This is a genomic window from Pseudomonas sp. 2725, from assembly GCF_050434585.1.
GTDB classification, from domain to species: Bacteria; Pseudomonadota; Gammaproteobacteria; order Pseudomonadales; family Pseudomonadaceae; genus Aquipseudomonas; species Aquipseudomonas jessenii.
Genome location: NZ_JBNDIV010000001.1, coordinates 462768 through 481182, shown reverse-complemented (window position 1 = coordinate 481182; position 18415 = coordinate 462768). Strand labels below are relative to the sequence as shown.

General features: G+C 56.8%; 12 protein-coding genes. 5 read left to right on the top strand and 7 right to left on the bottom strand.

The genetic code is table 11. The features are described 5' to 3' along the window. Nucleotides 1–1221 carry an aspartate aminotransferase family protein gene (locus ABIE16_RS02225; RefSeq protein ID WP_057713610.1) on the bottom strand — a complete coding sequence of 407 codons (1221 nt, stop codon included), beginning with the start codon at nt 1219–1221 and terminating at the stop codon, nt 1–3. 313 nt (nt 1222–1534) lie between these two features. Between ABIE16_RS02225 and ABIE16_RS02220 the strand changes: the two genes are divergently transcribed. Next, complete coding sequence (locus tag ABIE16_RS02220) at nt 1535–6562, top strand: dermonecrotic toxin domain-containing protein (protein ID WP_429520484.1); 5028 nt, start codon at nt 1535–1537, stop codon at nt 6560–6562. A 17-nt stretch (nt 6563–6579) separates the two neighbouring features. On the opposite strand, the gene argR is transcribed toward ABIE16_RS02220, so the two are convergent. The 6 genes from argR to acs all read right to left on the bottom strand — a co-directional run bounded on the left by argR (nt 6580) and on the right by acs (nt 13521). Then, entirely contained in the window at nt 6580–7560 is a 981-nt protein-coding gene (argR, locus tag ABIE16_RS02215) for a transcriptional regulator ArgR (RefSeq protein ID WP_150812124.1), read from the bottom strand. 248 nt (nt 7561–7808) lie between these two features. After that, complete coding sequence (locus ABIE16_RS02210) at nt 7809–8573, bottom strand: ABC transporter ATP-binding protein (RefSeq protein ID WP_057713607.1); 765 nt, start codon at nt 8571–8573, stop codon at nt 7809–7811. A gap of 36 nt (nt 8574–8609) precedes the next feature. After that, nucleotides 8610–9308, bottom strand: coding sequence for an ABC transporter permease (locus ABIE16_RS02205; RefSeq protein ID WP_056724135.1), 699 nt, complete (start codon nt 9306–9308; stop codon nt 8610–8612). Continuing rightward, entirely contained in the window at nt 9305–9994 is a 690-nt protein-coding gene (locus ABIE16_RS02200) for an ABC transporter permease (RefSeq protein ID WP_015096506.1), read from the bottom strand. Before ABIE16_RS02200 ends, ABIE16_RS02205 begins: the two co-directional genes overlap by 4 nt. A gap of 91 nt (nt 9995–10085) precedes the next feature. Further along, nucleotides 10086–10862 (bottom strand): ABC transporter substrate-binding protein, encoded by a 777-nt coding sequence (locus ABIE16_RS02195; RefSeq protein WP_218494336.1) that lies wholly within the window; start codon nt 10860–10862, stop codon nt 10086–10088. Between the two features lie 703 nt (nt 10863–11565). Further along, nucleotides 11566–13521, bottom strand: a complete 1956-nt coding sequence (gene acs / locus ABIE16_RS02190; RefSeq protein WP_090457340.1) for an acetate--CoA ligase — start codon at nt 13519–13521, stop codon at nt 11566–11568. Nucleotides 13522–13975: 454 nt separating this feature from the next. Here acs and ABIE16_RS02185 point away from each other — a divergent pair, with 454 nt between their 5' ends. From ABIE16_RS02185 to ABIE16_RS02170, 4 genes are all read left to right on the top strand, one after another. Continuing rightward, the gene (locus ABIE16_RS02185; protein WP_057713604.1) at nt 13976–14239 is read left to right on the top strand and encodes a DUF2790 domain-containing protein; all 264 of its coding nucleotides are present in this window, start codon (nt 13976–13978) and stop codon (nt 14237–14239) included. Nucleotides 14240–14428: 189 nt separating this feature from the next. Beyond that, nucleotides 14429–14782: a hypothetical protein gene (locus ABIE16_RS02180; protein WP_154947570.1), complete on the top strand. Its 354-nt coding sequence runs from the start codon at nt 14429–14431 to the stop codon at nt 14780–14782. 527 nt (nt 14783–15309) lie between these two features. Further along, nucleotides 15310–16557, top strand: a complete 1248-nt coding sequence (locus ABIE16_RS02175) for a ribonucleotide-diphosphate reductase subunit beta (protein ID WP_007978181.1) — start codon at nt 15310–15312, stop codon at nt 16555–16557. Between the two features lie 292 nt (nt 16558–16849). Further along, nucleotides 16850–18409 carry a DNA cytosine methyltransferase gene (locus tag ABIE16_RS02170; protein ID WP_057713601.1) on the top strand — a complete coding sequence of 520 codons (1560 nt, stop codon included), beginning with the start codon at nt 16850–16852 and terminating at the stop codon, nt 18407–18409. The last annotated feature ends 6 nt before the right edge of the window (nt 18410–18415 follow it).

Below are 18415 nucleotides of genomic sequence, written 5' to 3'. Positions count from 1 at the left end.
TCAGGCTTGCGTCAGTTTTGCCGCGGCACGTTCGAAGCGGTCCAGACCGGCATCGATATCGGCGTCTTCCACCACCAGGCTCGGGGCGAAACGCACCACGTCCGGGCCGGCTTGCAGAATCATCAGGCCTTCTTGTTCAGCGGCGTTGAAGATGTCCTTGGCCTTGCCTTTCCAGGCATCGCTCAGCACACAGCCGATCAACAGACCCAAGCCACGGACCTGGGTGAACAGGCCGTATTTCTCGCCGATCTGCTCAAGGCGTGCCTTGAACTTGTCGTGCTTGGCATTGACGCCAGCCAGCACCTCTGGGGTGTTGATCACGTCGATCACCGCACCTGCGACAGCGCACGCCAGCGGGTTGCCGCCGTAAGTGGTGCCGTGGGTGCCGACGACCAGGTGCTTGGCCAGGTCTTCGGTGGTCAGCATGGCGGCGATCGGGAAACCACCGCCCAGGCTCTTGGCGCTGGTCAGGATGTCCGGGATCACGCCGTAATGCTGGTAGGCGAACAGGTGGCCGGTACGGCCCATGCCGGTTTGCACTTCGTCGAACACCAGCAGCGCGTTGTGCTCGTTGCACAGTTCGCGGGCGCCTTGCAGGTAGGCCAGTTCGGCCGGCAGTACGCCGCCCTCACCTTGAATAGGCTCCAGGACCACGGCGCAGGTCTTGTCGGAAACGGCAGCTTTCAACGCAGCCAGATCGTTGTACGGCACGTGGGTGATGCCGGTGATCTTCGGACCGAAGCCATCGGAATACTTCGACTGGCCACCGACGTTCACGGTGAACAGGGTACGGCCGTGGAAGCTGTTGAGCGCGGCGATGATCTCGTACTTCTCGCTGCCATAACGGTCGAACGCGACACGACGGGCCAGCTTGAAGGCGGCCTCGTTGGCTTCGGCGCCGGAGTTGCAGAAGAAGGCGCGCTCGGCAAAGGTGGCGTCGACCAGCTTGTGCGCCAGGCGCAGGGCCGGCTCATTGGTGAACACGTTGGACACGTGCCACAGCTTGTTCGCCTGCTCGGTCAAGGCACCGACCAGCGCCGGATGCGCGTGACCCAATACGTTGACGGCGATCCCGCCGGCGAAGTCGATCAGCTCGCGACCGGACTGGTCCCAAACGCGGGAACCGGCGCCACGCACAGGAATGAATGCGGCAGGCGCATAGTTGGGAACCATTACCTGATCGAAATCGGCGCGTTGTACCGCAGCGTGCTCAACGGACATCGGAGTCTCCTGAAGAGAAAACACTCGCCTGAAACTGGCGAGCTTGGTGAGGATTGTAAGGACAGTTTTCAGCCCGGCCTTGCCGCCAAGCGACAACTTCTTATAGCGCAAACCCCGGATTTTCCCGGGTTTACGGCAATGCGACATATAGGGTCGCAAAGGCGCAGTTTAACTGGCGGCGGACGTTTGCGGCAGGCTTGCTGCGTTGTAACTCATGGCAATGACCCGAGTGCGGTAAATATGTACCGCACAGCGTCCGGGTTCGCGCGGTTTCCTAAGGGCCTCATCCAACTTCGATGGTCACCTTAACCGCATGAATACCCAACATACCGACATTGCTAGCGACGCCTTCAGGCCAGACGCTCACTATCAGCACTTGAGCAACGTGATCCCCTCCTGGCTCCGCCAAGCAACGCCTCAACGGCGTGAGGCGTTGCGCAACAGCGTGCCAGGCATTCCGGCCGGGCTCAAGGACGCTCCACCCCATCAGCATGCAGAACTGGGCAAACTCATTGCCCGTCATGTGACCAGCCAGAACCAGGTTGATCAAATGATGGCAAAGCTGCAGAGCCCCGCCGACTTCGCCGAACCACTTCTCGAAACGGCGCTCAAGACCCGATTCGGCCTGGAACTGAACGCTCGTAAAACGTTCCTTCGCCTTTACATCCCGGCTCACATCCCATGGCTTCGGCTGAAATCCGGCGCTGCGCGCACCTGGACGGTGTCCCTGCTGGATGCCGCACTGCACAATTTTGAAAGCACCGAAACCAAAGCAGACGCCTTCGAGCCCGCCTCGACTTACATCACGCCCCCCTCTGCTACCGGGCAATTCAATACATTGCCGCAGATACTGGAAAAGATGCCCATCACGGCTTTTACCAGCCTCTGCCGGGAACTGGACATTGGCCAGCGCTATAAAGAGTATCTGGACGACAACCTTGGCATCAGCAATCCCGTGGCCGCGGCAATACTGAAATCGAAAATTCACGACAGCCAGAAAACCGCACTCACCGCTGCCCTGCACATCGCGCAGATGCAAAAATTGCTGGGCAGTGACGTCCACCGACTGACTCTTGGCTTGCTCGACAACCTGCCTTCTTTACGTTTGCATGGTCTGCCCTGGGGCTACCATGAACTGACAATCATGAACGCTCGCCTGACCGGCATCGTTTTGTTTGCACCGGATCTGGAGCGCGCAACAGAAGTGGTCAGAGTGGTGGCCTACATTCCTGACGACCCCGAACACCCGATCAAGGAATACAGTTCAACCGCCGCATTCGCCGAGGAACTTGGTCAGCGCTTGCGTGCCCCCGAATACCAACAGTTTTTCAGTCGATTCATCAATCATGAGGATCGTGGGCACTTTTTCGCGCAGTTGAACAACGAGCTATCACCTTTAACCTGGCAGCCTGTTCCACCGGGCGATCCGCACCCGACCTGGCGAGAGCGCCCTAACCAACGTCCCGACTTGCACATTGCGGCCACACCGGTGAAAGACGATCTCTTGACCCACCTCTATCAGAGCAAGCTCAACAAGATCCTCAACGATGCGCGAGTGATCGCCGTGTCCACCGCAACAGTCGACCAGAGAGCCCGCTGGGCGTTATGGGACTCCTTTACGGAAATAGCTTCGACCCTGCTGAACATCGCGGCCTTTATTGCCCTGCCGTTCGTACCCTTCCTTGGCGAGTTGATGCTGGCCTACATGGCCTACCAGTTGCTCGACGAAACCTTCGAAAGCATTGTTGACTGGGCCGAGGGCCACACCACCGAGGCCTTCGAGCATTTCATGGGCGTTGTTGAATCCGCCGTACAACTGGGCACCTTTGCGGTGGGTGGCGTGATCGCGGCGGGAGAATTTCGCGCGATCCTGCCCAAGGAAATTGTGCAGTTCATCGACCGTTTCAATTCGGTGAAGCGGCCCAATGGCGAAACCCGCTATTGGAAACCCGACCTGACCGCCTACGAACATCCCACCACACTCCCGGCAGACTCAAAACCGGATTCACTCGGACTACACAGGCATCAAGGTAAAACCCTGTTACCCCTGGAAGGCAAAAACTACGCCGTCAGCGAGGACTCCGTCATCGGCGAGTACCGCATCGACCACCCCTCCCGCCCTGACGCCTACAAACCACAACTGCGGCACAACGGCACCGGCGCCTGGCAAACCGAACTCGACCAGCCGTTGAGCTGGGACCAGGCCACCGTGCTGCACCGTATCGGCCCGGACATGCAGCGATTTTCGGCCAGCACCCGCGAGCGCATCCTCAGCATCAGCGGCAGCCACGAAGATACCCTGCGCAAGATACACGTGCATGCCGGGCAGGTGCCGCCGTTACTGGCCGACACACTCAAACGCTTCAGGATCGATCAGGACATACAAACCTTTATTGATCAGATCGGCAGCGACCAGCCGGAGCACTTCCTCAAGGCGGATCCCGTGACGCAGCTGGAACTGCTCAATGAAAACGGTTACTGGCCGGCAAACAAAGGCCTGCGACTGATCGACGAAAATGCGCAAACCCTTTGGCAAAGCCCGGCGCCCGATGTACCCGTGGTGGAAATCGACGCCACCCGCCTCACCGACGGCGACCTGCTGAAAACCTTTCTCCTGACCCTGTCGGACAGCGAAGCCAGAACGCTGATGGGCGAAGAATTCGGTCACCCCTCCCCAGGCCTGGAAAACCGGGCGCAGCGGTTGCGCAAGATACTCGCGCGGCTTGCCGAACAGAAACGGCAAGGCCTGTTCGATCAGCGTTATCGCAGACTCGAACGTGGCGCTCAAGGCCCCATACAAGCAGTCATGGATGCTGAGCCCGGACTACCAAGCAGCGTTGCAGAAGCGATTGTGAACACAGCAAACGAACAGGAACTGCAACAGCTGACAAAACCAACCATTTCCCCTCGCCTGGTCGAGCTGAGCCAGGAGGCCAGATTACAAGTACGGGTGACACGCGCCTACGAGGGGCTTGATTTGCCATCGACCGAGAACAACCTCGACACCGACCGGCTGGCCTTGCACACCCTGGAAAAACTGCCGGGCTGGACGGGACAGCTACGACTGGAAGTCCGCCAGTACGTCCATGAAGGCCTCCTGATCGACAGCGTTGGCAGTGCCGACGCGCCCCTGCGTAAAGTGCTGGTGCTCAGAGTAGAAGGCGAGTATCAGGCGTTCGATCAAGACGGCGAAGAACTCAGCGGCATGGACTCGCTTTACGCATGCCTATTACAGGCCATGCCGGACAGTGAACGCACCGCCCTGAACCTTCATATCGGTGAAGGTGAACGACTCAAACAGTTAATTCGCAATCACGCCTTGAGCCGTGACGCATTAAGCTCGCTGCTGGCTCGACACCCCAACCTCAAACCCACCTACGACCCAAAGGTAATGCGCTTGCTCGGTGGCGGTGACGGGTATCGTCAAATGCCACGCAACACACCTACCTTGCAAGCTCGGGCTCAGACACTGTTCCCCCATCTATCCGCCGAAGAGCTCGACGCCTTCGTCGAACGCCTGCAACAGCACCCAAACGGACCGCGGGCAGAACTGAATCGGCTTATGGTTCAACACACGCAGCTCCAGGAAACGCTTTCTTCCTGGCGCGACGAAATTCCGCTGTTTATTCCAGACACACAACTCAGGGTCACTCCCGAGCAATTCGCCGCACAAAAGCAGGTCCGTCGACAGTTCACCATCGACCTGATGGACTGCTGGCGACAGCAATGGACCCTTCCCGAGACCGCGCTTGAAAGAGTCGACTTCAACTTCTTCCAACCGATCATCGGCGAATTGCCAGCCCTGAGCACCGACTTCAGCGGCGTCACAATGCTTACACTGGAAGGCAGCAGCGCCACGCGGGGCATGCATGAGTTTCTGCGCAGCTTTACCGGTTTACGCATCCTGAAACTGCGCGATTTCAACCTTGGCCACTTACCGGACACCCTTCCATCGTTGCAACTCGAAGAACTCATTCTGAGCAATTGCGCGATCACCCTCAGCCCCGAAAGCCAGGTCGGGCTCGCGGGCCTGCATCGGTTGACCACAATGGACCTGTACAAGAACCCCTTGGGCATGACACCCGATGTCGGCAGCATGCCCGATTTGAATTACATCGACTTATCGCAGACGGGCATTACTGAACTCCCGCGCGAATTATTGACTCGCCCACGCCTGCGCACCGCCCTGCTCAATAACAACCAGATCAAAGAGTTGCCCAGCGCATTGTTCACACTGCAACAACGCACCCAGGAGGGTTTCGACCTGGGCAACAATCCGCTTTCAAACGCAGCCCGCGAACGCCTCAAACAGCACTTCCAGCAGACCCGTCAGGACTTCGGTATCTTTGCCGAAGAAACAGATATCCACCGCGCGCAGGCACTGTACCCCTGGATGGACCAGGAAGATGCCAGCAAATTCGTCTACAAACTGCCCGGGACCCTGGATGAGGGGCGAGTCGAACTGACCCGCCTGGAAGTCGAACTCACCACCCTGGAGAACGACCTGTCCGCCTGGACCGGCAATATTCCCGCCGTCCACCCCCACAGCAATCAACCGTTCACTGCCCAGCAACTGCTGATCGAACATTCGACGCGGGACGCATTCAGAGAGTCCGTACTGCGCTGCTGGCGCCGGGAAAGCGACCCGGAGGACTTCGACGTTTCACTGCAAGCAACTACTTATGACCTGAGTCTGGAGACACGGATTACCGGTAACTTGCCGACACTGAGCGCAGATTTCAGCCATGTTTCTCTGGTTTACCTGAGTAGCGAAAGTGGCCTGACCACAGGCGTCACCGGATTCCTGGAGTGCTTCCCCAAACTCAAGACCCTCGTTATCAACGACTTCAGGCTAGGCGATATCCCGGAGGCGATCTTCCGGATGAGCGATTTGAGATCGCTCAATCTCCCCGACTGCAACATCACCCTGATTCCGCAGTCTGCCCTGAACCTGGCCGAGATGGCCCGCCTGGAATTCATCGACTTGAGAAACAATCCGCTGGGGCTGGCTCCGGATATCAGCCAGATGGCGGACCTGGCGACCCTGCAACTGGACAACTGCGGGCTCACCGAATTACCCGCTGGACTGTTGCAGCTCAAGAGCCTGGAAACCGTAGACCTGAGCGACAACGCAATCAGCCGGATACCCGCCGACGTCCTCGAACTGCCGCTGGAAGTCGCCGAAAGCATCAACTTGCGGGGCAATCCGTTCTCCGAAGACAGCCTGCAGATCCTGATCGAGTATTTCAGGCTGACCAGTGTCGACTTCGGCATTCAGGAAGTGATCGATCGGGCAGAATTGGAGGTGTCGACGTCCGAGGCGTCCGAACCGGAAGACTGATCGGGATCAGGTACTGATCAGCCGCGTTCCGGCGGCACCGATGACAATTCGAACGGGCTGCTGCTGCGCCGCTGGTTGCGATCTTCCCGCGGCGTGGCACCGAAGAAATTGCGGTAGGCGCTGGAGAAATGCGGCCCCGAGGAGAAGCCACAGGACAGGCCGATCTGGATGATCGACTTGCTGGTTTGCATCAACATCTGCCGGGCCTTGTTCAGGCGCAGTTCCAGGTAATACTGGCTCGGCACGCGGTTGAGGTATTGCTTGAAGATCCGCTCCAGCTGCCGACGGGATACGCACACGTGCTGGGCGATTTCGTCGGTGGTCAGCGGTTCTTCGATGTTGGCTTCCATGAGCAACACTGCTTGTGTGAGCTTCGGATGGCTGGAACCCAGGCGGTTCTGTAACGGAATGCGCTGGCGCTCGCCGCCCTCACGGATGCGTTCGACCACCAGTTCTTCGGACACCGCACCGGCCAGTTCCGCACCGTGATCGCGGGCCAGCACGGCCAGCAACAAGTCGAGCACCGACATCCCGCCGCACGCGGTCAGGCGATCGCGATCCCAGTCGAACAAGTGACTGGTGGCGATGACCTTCGGAAAGCGCTCGGCGAAATCGTCCTGCCAGCGCCAATGCACAGCCGCGCGATAACCGTCGAGCAAACCCAACTGCGCCAGCGGGTAAACACCGGCCGACAGACCGCCGATCACGCAACCGGAACGCACCAGTTGCTTGAGCGCACTGCTGAGCGCCGGCGCCAGTGCGGTCGGTGGCTCGTCAGCGAGCAGGAACAGTTTCTGGAAGTTTTCGAGCTTGCCGGTCCACGCCTCACCCGGCAATTGCCAGGCGCTTTCGCTCGGCGCTTCGGCCTGCAGGAACGACAGCTCGTAAACCACGTCCGGATGCACACGCTGGGCAACACGCAAGGCCTCCTCAGCCAGCGCAAGCGTCAGTGCTTTAGTGCTGGGCCAAATCAGGAAACCAATTCGATGGGCAGTCATGGGCGAGCGATCCGAAGCGAAGAACAGTGATGAAGGCATGGGCCAATGCTAGCCCGTAAATGAACACAAATCGCAAAACCGGCAAAGATCAAATGTGGGAGCGGGCTTGCTCGCGAAAGCGGTGGCTCAGACAGCAATGATGTTGACTGACACACCGCCTTCGCGAGCAAGCCCGCTCCCACAGGGGATCCGGGCCAGCCTTTAGACTGCGAAGCATGCACTATCGCAGTGCACAACGTCAGTTCTGATTACTTCAGGCTACCCGACAGGAATTGCTGCAGACGCTCGGATTGCGGGTTCACCAGCACTTCGCGCGGGTTACCGCTTTCTTCAACCACACCTTTGTGCAGGAACACCAACTGGTTCGACACTTCACGGGCGAAGCCCATTTCGTGGGTCACCACCACCATGGTCCGGCCTTCCTGGGCCAGAGCCTGCATGACTTTCAACACGTCGCCAACCAGCTCCGGGTCGAGGGCCGAGGTCGGTTCGTCGAACAGCATCACCTCAGGTTCCATCGCCAGCGCACGGGCAATCGCCACGCGCTGCTGCTCGCCGCCGGACATGTGCCCAGGGTAAGCATCCTTGCGATGGGCCACGCCTACCTTGTTCAGGTAGTGTTCGGCCTTCTCGCGCGCTTCAGCCTTGGACACGCCAAGCACATGCACCGGCGCTTCCATGATGTTTTCCAGCGCGGTCATGTGCGACCACAGGTTGAAATGCTGGAACACCATCGACAGGCGCGAACGCATGCGTTGCAGCTGTTTCGGGTCGGCGGCCTTCAGCGCGCCGTCCTTGTTCGCCACCAGCTTCAGCTCTTCGTTGTTGAGCAGAATCCTGCCCGCGTGCGGCTGCTCCAGCAGGTTGATGCAGCGCAGGAAAGTACTTTTGCCGGAGCCACTGGAACCGATGATGCTGATCACATCGCCGGCTGCCGCTTTCAGGGACACGCCCTTGAGCACTTCGTGACTGCCATAGCGTTTATGCAGGTCTTGGACTTCAAGTTTGTACATGCTGTCGGTTCTCACAAAAACAGTCAGTCAGTGGTATCAGTGCTTGCGCGGGGCCAGGTAGCCCAGCCAGCGGCGCTCGGCCATCTTGAACAGCTTCACCAGGATGAAGGTCAGGCACAGGTAGAACACGCCAGCGGTGATGTACGCCTCGAACGGCAGGTAGAACTGGGCGTTGACCGTGCGCGCGGCACCGGTGATGTCGATCAGGGTCACGATGGACGCCAGACTGGTGGTCTGCAGCATCATGATCACTTCGTTGCTGTACTGCGGCAGCGCGCGACGCAAGGCCGACGGCAGCAGGATGCGCTTGTACATCTTGACCCGCGACATGCCCATGGCCTTGGCCGCTTCGATCTCGCCGTTCGGCGTGGCGCGCAGGCTGCCGGCGATGATTTCGGCGGTGTAGGCGCTGGTGTTGATCGCGAAGGCCAGGCACGCACAGAACGTTGCGCTGGACAGCCAGGGCCAGAGGAAACTTTCCCGCACGGCTTCGAACTGCGCCAGACCGTAGTAGATCAAGAACAGCTGCACCAGCATCGGCGTGCCGCGGATCACGTAGGTGTAGAGCCAGGCCGACATGTTGACGACCGAGTTCTTCGAGACGCGCATCAGGCCCAGCGGCAAGGCGCACAGCAAGCCGAAGAACAACGACAGCGCGAGCAGTTTGAGGGTGGTCACCAGGCCGCCAAGGTACAGCGGCATGGCCTCCCAAATGACGTTGTAGTCGAAGATCATAGATCAGCCGCCCTTACGCCTACCGAGTAGCGCTTCTCAAGGTGACGCAATGCCAGCAACGACACACTGGTGATCACCAGGTACATCGCGGCTACTGCGAGGAAGAAGGTGAAAGGCTCGCGGGTGGCATCGGCCGCCTGCTTGGCCTTGAACATCATGTCTTGCAGACCCACCACCGAAATCAGCGCGGTAGCCTTGGTCAATACCAGCCAGTTGTTGGTGAAACCCGGAATCGCCAGGCGAATCATCTGTGGTACCAACACCCGGAAGAACACCTGAAAACTGCTCATGCCGTAGGCCATGCCGGCTTCGGCCTGACCCTTGGGGATCGCCATGAAGGCGCCACGGAAGGTTTCCGACAGGTACGCGCCGAAGATGAAGCCCAGGGTGCCGATACCGGCCGCCAACGGGTTCAGGTCGATGTACTCGTCAAAGCCGAGCAGCGGTGCGACGCGGTTGAGCAGGTCCTGGCCGCCGTAGAAAATCAGCAGGATCAGCACCAGGTCGGGAATACCGCGGATCACCGTGGAATACAGGTCGCCCAGCCAGGCCAGCCAGCGCACCGGCGACAGACGCAGTGCCACGCCGATCAGGCCCAGAACGATGGCCATGGCCATGGACGACAAGGCGAGCTGAAGCGTCAGCCAAGCGCCATCGAGGATGACAGCCCCGTAGCCTTTCAACATGATTCAGGTCCTCGAAAGTTGGGATGAAAAAATGGCGCAAACCTCAGAGATCCTGTTGCTTGCGCCATTTCGGACTTGTCGCTGGGACGTATTACTTGCCGTAGATATCGAAGGCGAAGTACTTGTCCTGGATTTGCTTGTACTTGCCGTTCGCACGAATGGCTGCGATGGCGTTGTTGAGCTTGTCCAGATCTTCCTTGTCGCCTTTGCGCACCGCGATACCTACGCCGTCGCCGAAGTATTTGACGTCGGTGAACGCAGGGCCGACGAAGGCGAAGCCTTTACCGGCATCGGTTTTCAGGAAGCCGTCATCCAAAAGCGTAGCGTCTGCCACGGTGCCGTCGAGGCGGCCGGCGGCCACGTCGAGGTAAATTTCGTTCTGCGAACCGTAAGGCTTGATCTCGGCACCCAGCGGGGCCAGGACTTCGCGGGCGAAACGCTCGTGGATCGAACCACGCTGCACGCCGATGTTCTTGCCCTTGAGCTCGGTCAGGCCTTCGCTGACCTGAGTGCCAGCCTTCATGACCAGGCGAGCCGGGGTGTTGTAGTACTTGTTGGTGAAGTCCACGGACTTCTTGCGATCTTCAGTGATCGACATGGACGACAGGATCGCGTCGATCTTGCGCACTTTAAGCGCTGGGATCAGGCCGTCGAACTCTTGCTCGACCCACACGCACTTGATCTTCATTTCTTCGCACAGCGCGTTGCCGATGTCGTAGTCGAAACCAACGATGCTGCCATCCGGCGCCTTGGACGCGAACGGAGGGTAAGCCGCCTCGATACCGATTTTCAGAGGTTTTTCATCGGCGAAGGTTGGCAAGGACAGCACGGACAGTGCCAGGGCGCCAAGCAGCACGAGTTTCTTCATCTTGGGACTCCATCGGTAAAGGGCAAAAACGGCAGAGTGAGCGACAGCCCAATATGCGAATGAGTGGAACCAGAAAGCAGTGCTGCGTCCTGGGAAGCGGGTGTTGAAATTCAACACGAGCAACGACGAGCGAGTGATCGGCATTCTAACGACAGGCCCGAGGCCGATATTTCTTCAATGCGACAACTAATTACAGAAGCACCGAGAAAGCCGTTTTAGCACGTTGACAGCCCTGCAAAATCATGCAAGAGCAAAAGATAGTGAACCGATCTACGTTGCAAATTGCGGGCCTATTATTGGCAAACCCTTCTAATCCGGCAAGCGCAGTGTAGCGGCTTATTTTTTTGAGGCGCATTTCAGGCCCGAATTTAAGCACCGGCGTTTCCCAATGCCCCGTATTGGCGCGATGCGGTTACACATTCAGTAACCTGAAAGAACGCAGGTAACAGTAGGAAAATGCCGACAGATTATCCCGATAATTATTGGTAGATGTTGCTGTAGCGCCTGCTAAACCGCTATCGCGAGCAAGCCCGCTCCCACAATGGTTTTGTGTCGAACGCAAATATCGCATTCACCACAGATCCCCTGTGGGAGCGAGCTTGCTCGCGATGAGGCCAGCCCAACCAACACAAAAACCCAGGCACAAAAAAGCCCCGCCAGGCTCAACACCTGACAGGGCGTTTAAGTGACTCAGAACCGCCGCTTACGCGACATTCATGGTCTTGTGGGTATCAATCAAATGCTGCACCACACTCGGATCAGCCAGGGTGGAAATATCACCCAACCCATCATATTCAGCCGTGGCAATCTTGCGCAGAATCCGGCGCATGATCTTGCCCGAACGGGTCTTCGGCAGCCCCGGCGCCCACTGGATCACATCCGGTGAAGCAATCGGGCCGATCTCCTTGCGCACCCAGTTTTTCAGTTCCAGGCGCAACTGCTCGTTCGGCTCTTCACCGTTCTTAAGGGTGACGTAGACATAAATGCCCTGCCCCTTGATGTCATGCGGCACACCGACCACCGCCGCTTCGGCGACTTTCGGGTGCGCAACCATCGCGCTTTCGATCTCGGCGGTGCCCATGCGGTGGCCGGACACGTTGAGCACGTCGTCCACCCGACCGGTGATCCAGTAGTAACCATCGGCATCGCGACGGGCGCCGTCACCGGTGAAGTACATGCCACGGAAGGTCTTGAAGTAAGTGTCGACGAAGCGGTCATGGTCGCCAAACAGCGTACGCGCCTGGCCTGGCCACGAATCGAGAATCACCAGGTTGCCCTCGGCCTCGCCTTCGACGATGTTGCCCAGGTTGTCCACCAGGGCCGGCACCACGCCGAAGAACGGACGCGCCGCAGAGCCTGGCTTGAGCGCATGAGCGCCCGGCAGGGGGCTCATCATGTTGCCGCCGGTTTCGGTCTGCCACCAGGTGTCGACGATCGGGCAACGGGACTTGCCGACGTTCTTGTAGTACCAATCCCAGGCTTCCGGGTTGATCGGCTCGCCCACCGAACCCAACAGGCGCAGGCTGCTGCCATCGGCGCCTTCAACGGCGGCGGTGCCGGAGGCCATCATGGCGCGGATCGCGGTCGGTGCGGTGTAGAGGATATTGACCTTGTGCTTGTCGACGATCTTCGCCACCCGGGTGATGTCCGGGTAGTTCGGCACGCCTTCGAACAGCAGCGTGGTCGCGCCATTGGCCAGCGGGCCGTAGACGATGTAACTGTGGCCGGTGACCCAGCCGACGTCGGCGGTGCACCAGTAGATTTCACCCGGGCGGTAGTCGAACACGCGCTCGTGGGTCATGGCTGCGTACAACAGGTAGCCGCCGGTGGTGTGCTGCACGCCCTTCGGCTTGCCAGTGGAGCCGGAGGTGTAAAGGATGAACAGCGCTTCTTCGGCGCCCATTTCTTTCGGCGCACACACGGTGCCGGCCACTTTCATCAGGTCCTCGAACCAGATGTCGCGATGCTGGTTCCACTTGATGTCGCCACCGGTGCGCTTGCACACGATGACTTTCTGGATGCTGCTGGTTTCCGGGTTGGTCAGCGCGTCGTCGACGTTAGCCTTGAGCGGGATCTTCTTGCCGGCACGAATGCCTTCGTCGGCGGTGATCACCACTTTGGATTTGCAGTCGATGATGCGACCGGCCAGGGCCTCCGGGGAGAAGCCGCCGAACACCACCGAGTGAATCGCGCCGATCCGGGTACAAGCCAGCATGGCGACCACGGCTTCGGGGATCATCGGCATATAGATAGTCACCACGTCGCCGCGGTGCACGTCCTGACCACGCAGGGCGTTGGCGAACTTGCACACTTGCTCGTGCAGTTCGCGATAAGTGATGTTGCGGCTTTCGGCAGGGTCATCGCCCTCCCAGATGATCGCGACCTGATCGCCGCGCTCGGCCAGATGACGGTCCAGGCAGTTGTAGGAAACGTTCAGGGTGCCGTCGGCGAACCATTTGATGTCGACATGGTGATCGTCGAAGGAAGTCTGCTTCACCGTGGTGAAAGGCTTGATCCAGTCGAGGCGCTTGGCTTGCTCGCGCCAGAAGCCGTCCGGATTGACGACCGACTGCTGGTACATGGCCTTGTAGGTCGCCTCGTCGGTCAGCGTGTTAGCCAGAACCTCGGGACGAACGGGATACAGGGAAGCCGCACTCATCTTTCTTACCTCGGTGGAATAGTTGTTTTTGTATGACCCTGTTTTAGCCGGGCCGGGGCTATAGAACCATTCGACGATGGTAGTAACAAGTCCCTACAAAATGTCGTGAAAAACCGTCAACCCCACTACCACCGCGGTACCTGTGGGAGCGAGCTTGCTCGCGATGGTCGTCAACGATAACGCACCCAATCTGACACCCCGCAGTGCAAGTTCACACCTGCAAAAGAAGAGGTTATTCAGGGATTGTTACAGGATCTGTCAAAAGTGTTTATCAAAACCACGCCTATATGGACGAAGCGTCGACGCCTAAAATCAGCCACGCCAACAAGGCAACCTGATTAACCAAGTTGCAGCCCCCACGAAGGCAGTTAATCAAACCCCTGATACCGAAGCTCCACACGCAATCCCAAAAAGATTGCGTGCCCCCTTTCGACCTCTAAAAGGTAAATTTCAAATGAAAGCTTTATTGGTTCTGGCCCTCAGCAGTCTGTGCGCAACCGCCATGGCAAACGAGGTCCCGACTGATGTCGCACAGCAACAACCAGCAATAGAGGAATACACCTACTCCACCCACCTGGACATCGCCAAAGTGATCTCCATGAGCGAAGCCCCGAACGTGTGTGAAGTTGTGCCGATGAAAATGGAATACGAAGACTCCCACGGCCAACGACATATCCTGCGCTACAGCATGATGGGCAATGGCTGCTCCAACGGCTGATCCCCTGCTTCACCCCTCCCCCAAAAGGTTCGACCCACCCGCCGCGATCAGGCAGATGAAGCGCCGAACCTTAATGATCGATTAAATCGATTGTTATAAGCATTTATTTGCGCTTTTTAATCGAAATAGCAGGCGTAGAATCAACTGCAACCCAAGACAAACAACACCCACGAATCTGGAGCAACAACCATGAAAACCCAACTGATCCTCGCCCTGACCCTCTCCGTCCTGGCAGCCAACACCTTCGCCGCCGATGGTTACGACCGCACCGGCTCGGCTGCTTACACCACTGAAGCCGCTGTCGCTTCCGACGGTTCTGACCACACTGGCGCCGCCCGTCTCGCCGCCGATGGTGCCGATCACGTTGGTGCAGGCAAATTGGCTTCCGACGGCTCTGACCACACCGGCGCCGCCCGCCTCGCCGCCGATGGCGCCGATCACGTCGGTGCAGGCAAACTGGCTTCCGATGGCTCCGACCACACCGGCGCCGCCCGTCTAGCCGCCGATGGTGCCGATCACGTCGGTGCCGCTCGCCTGAGCTGATCCGCCAGCGAGACTTCACAGCCCGACTTCGGTCGGGCTTAGTTGTGTCTGGAGCCTGAGAAAACCCCACCGAAACACAAGATGTAGTGAAAAAAGCCTTTTTTGGTCATTTCTTGAACAAAAATAATCCGAGGCAAAAAATTAAGAAAAAAAATCTTCCCCCGCCAACATCGTTCAAAGCCCTGTAAACCCTCACTCCGACCGAAAAACGGCCCCCGTCGACCGTTCCGTGAGCCATTTCGCTGCACCACAGCACGCAAAACTTCCCTATAATGCGGCCTTAAACGGGCCTGCAATATTCCCTTACAGGGACGAAAAGCCAGTCTGAAGCCCCGCACAAGCGATCAACGCTTGCTGCGCCCATCAGTGGCTCTCGGAACCCCGTACAAAATTCTGTTTGATGCCTGCGTATAGCTGCCGCAAAAAACGATTCCTTTAGATCCAACGCGGCCAGTAAGGCCGTGTGAAAAACCGACCTATCCAATTTCACACGGGCACACTGGCCCTCACGCAGGAGACGACACGTCATGCTGAGCTGGGACGAATTCGACAAAGAAGACACGGAAGTAGCAGTCAAGAGCGCCAACGCTGGTCACGCCACCGAAGCCAACATGGACCGTCTCGACAGCGCCGGCGGTGCCGCCGCCCTGGAAGCCCGTGCCGTGACCGCCGCTGACTCCGCCGCCGTTGCCCGCGCCAAAGCTGCCCTGGATTCCCTCGACGTCGCCGAAGGCCTCGCCGAACTCGAAGGCGCCTCCGCCCGTGTCGCCGTTGACGAAAAGCGCATGATCAACTGCCGCGCCGACCTCAACCAACTCGTACCCTTCAAGTACGACTGGGCCTGGCAGAAATACCTGGACGGCTGCGCAAACCACTGGATGCCGCAAGAAGTCAACATGACCGCCGACATCGCCCTCTGGAAAAACCCGGAAGGCCTGACCGACGACGAGCGCCGCATCGTAATGCGCAACCTCGGCTTCTTCTCCACCGCCGACTCCCTGGTTGCCAACAACCTGGTCCTGGCCGTGTACCGCCTGATCACCAACCCGGAATGCCGCCAGTACATCCTGCGCCAGGCCTTCGAAGAGGCGATCCACACCCACGCCTACCAGTACTGCATCGAATCGCTGGCCATGGATGAAGGCGAAATCTTCAACATGTACCACGAGATCCCATCGGTCGCGAAAAAAGCCACCTGGGGCCTGAAATACACCCGCTCGATCTCCGATCCGAAGTTCGAAACCGGCACCGTCGAAACCGACAAAGAACTGCTGCGCAACCTGATCGCCTACTACTGCGTCCTGGAAGGCATCTTCTTCTACTGCGGCTTCACCCAGATCCTCTCCATGGGCCGCCGCAACAAAATGACCGGCGTCGCCGAGCAGTTCCAGTACATCCTGCGCGACGAATCCATGCACCTGAACTTCGGCATCGACGTGATCAACCAGATCAAAATCGAAAACCCACATTTGTGGGATGCTGAAATGAAGGAAGAAGCTTCGCAGATGATTCTGCAAGGTACTCAGCTGGAGATCGAATACGCTCGTGACACCATGCCTCGTGGGGTGTTGGGCATGAATGCGGCGATGATGGAGGACTACCTCAAGTTCATCGCTAACCGTCGTCTGTCGCAGATCGGTTTGAAGGAAGAGTATCCAGGGACCACTAACCCGTTCCCTTGGATGAGCGAGATCATGGACTTGAAGAAGGAGAAGAACTTCTTTGAGACTCGGGTTATCGAGTATCAGACTGGTGGGGCTTTGAGCTGGGATTGATACGAGTTAGATTTTTCGTCATGAGGCTGCCTTTAGGCAGCCTTTTTTTATCTGAAGCAATATCTTTAGTAGCCCCGAATCTAATCTCAGATGATATAAAAAGCTGGAATTTTGTGTAAAACCTGGTAAAACAGCATAGTGTAATTAGACTAAGTCATCGGTGATGGGGTAAGGCGCAATATTTTCAGGAAACCAAGCATCTGAAAACATCACAAAAAAACAGAATGCGCCGGCCTCATTGAGCAATCATTTTTAAGCACACAACGGTGCCATTCATGAGTCCTCAAGATTAATGAACTCTTCCTCCCCAATTCAAATTGTTGATCTTTTTGCTGGCCCAGGCGGACTTGGCGAAGGATTTGCGTCCTTCGAACGCGGAACTCGTTTTAATATAATCGTGTCAGCTGAAATGGATCCGGTAGCGAGAAAAACCCTACGCCTAAGAGCTTATTATCGGTTAGTAAAAAAAGAAAAACCCGAATTTCTAGAAGATTACTACAACTATTGCAATGGGATTTCGGCCGAGCCTTATAGCAATAGGACAAAATCATATTGGGAAAAATCAGGGAATGAAGCTCGTCGAATCACACTTGGCGACCCTGAAGACAATAAAATATTAGACGCTATAATCAACGAAAAACTGGATAGAAGTAAACCTTGGATTCTTATTGGTGGACCTCCCTGCCAAGCGTACTCCCTAGTAGGCAGATCTCGCAATATGGGGAAAGTTGATTATCGGGCGGAAGATGATCATAGGCATTTCCTATACCTCGAATACCTAAGAATTATACAAAAAAACAAACCTGCCGTTTTTCTTATGGAGAATGTTAAAGGAATTCTTTCATCAAAAGTAAATGGTGAAAGTATGTTCCCGAAAATATTGAAAGACTTGGCTGCTCCAGATACTGCACTAAATAAAAGCGATACAGGCCTGCGATACAAAATTTGCTCTTTGGTGGAACACGAAGATGGTACTCATGATCTAATCCCCAACGAAATAGACCCTCGAAATTACATAATTCGCTCAGAGCATTATGGCATCCCCCAAGCTCGTCATCGCGTAATTCTGCTGGGAATTTTAGTTCAGGATAACAACGAACCCTTTACCTTTGAAAAACTCAAGCTTGAGGAACAAGTAACTCTTGATGACATACTAAAAAACCTTCCTCCACTGAGAAGCAAATTAACAAAAGATACTGATACGTCGGATAAATGGTGCTTGGAGATACTGAACCAAATCGACGCCATTGAGGCTCCATCAGTCGCAAGAGGCCGCTCTGATTTTGTTGCTGAACTTCGTAACACGCGGAATGCAGTAGGGAAATACTTGTCGACTGGGTCGCTAAGATATGAAAAGGGAATTTACCAAGGAATCACCTCCAAGCCGGCACTCGATGACTGGTATATAGATAAAAATTTGGGTGTCTGGTTGAATCACGAAGCTCGCGGCCATATGGCATCGGATCTAAGAAGATATATCTACGCAAGTGTTTATGCAGTAGTCAACGGCCGAGCTCCAAAAGGTCATTTGGAATTTGACTTGCCCGGCCTAGCTCCGGATCATAAAAACTGGGAAAGTGGTAAATTTTGTGACCGATTCAAGGTCCAAGTTAAGAATTCACCATCAACAACTATAACAAGCCATATATCAAAAGATGGCCACTATTTCATCCATCCCGATCCAACGCAATGTAGAAGTCTCACCGTTAGAGAGGCAGCTAGGTTACAAACTTTCCCTGACAATTATTTTTTTGAGGGAAATAGAACACAGCAATTTCATCAAGTAGGAAATGCGGTGCCTCCAATGCTCGCCGCTAAAATGGCAAAAATCGTTTCAGAGATCATAGGATAATTTTAT

Bases quoted from the DNA above. Each gene is read 5' to 3' on its own strand.
- ABIE16_RS02210 (WP_057713607.1), bottom strand. From the start codon at position 8,573: ATGTACAAACTTGAAGTCCAAGACCTGCATAAACGCTATGGCAGTCAC.
- ABIE16_RS02205 (WP_056724135.1), bottom strand. From the start codon at position 9,308: ATGATCTTCGACTACAACGTCATTTGGGAGGCCATGCCGCTGTACCTT.
- ABIE16_RS02170 (WP_057713601.1), top strand. From the start codon at position 16,850: ATGAACTCTTCCTCCCCAATTCAAATTGTTGATCTTTTTGCTGGCCCA.
- ABIE16_RS02225 (WP_057713610.1), bottom strand. From the start codon at position 1,221: ATGTCCGTTGAGCACGCTGCGGTACAACGCGCCGATTTCGATCAGGTA.
- ABIE16_RS02175 (WP_007978181.1), top strand. From the start codon at position 15,310: ATGCTGAGCTGGGACGAATTCGACAAAGAAGACACGGAAGTAGCAGTC.
- ABIE16_RS02200 (WP_015096506.1), bottom strand. From the start codon at position 9,994: ATGTTGAAAGGCTACGGGGCTGTCATCCTCGATGGCGCTTGGCTGACG.
- ABIE16_RS02195 (WP_218494336.1), bottom strand. From the start codon at position 10,862: ATGAAGAAACTCGTGCTGCTTGGCGCCCTGGCACTGTCCGTGCTGTCC.
- argR (WP_150812124.1), bottom strand. From the start codon at position 7,560: ATGACTGCCCATCGAATTGGTTTCCTGATTTGGCCCAGCACTAAAGCA.
- ABIE16_RS02180 (WP_154947570.1), top strand. From the start codon at position 14,429: ATGAAAACCCAACTGATCCTCGCCCTGACCCTCTCCGTCCTGGCAGCC.
- ABIE16_RS02220 (WP_429520484.1), top strand. From the start codon at position 1,535: ATGAATACCCAACATACCGACATTGCTAGCGACGCCTTCAGGCCAGAC.
- ABIE16_RS02185 (WP_057713604.1), top strand. From the start codon at position 13,976: ATGAAAGCTTTATTGGTTCTGGCCCTCAGCAGTCTGTGCGCAACCGCC.
- acs (WP_090457340.1), bottom strand. From the start codon at position 13,521: ATGAGTGCGGCTTCCCTGTATCCCGTTCGTCCCGAGGTTCTGGCTAAC.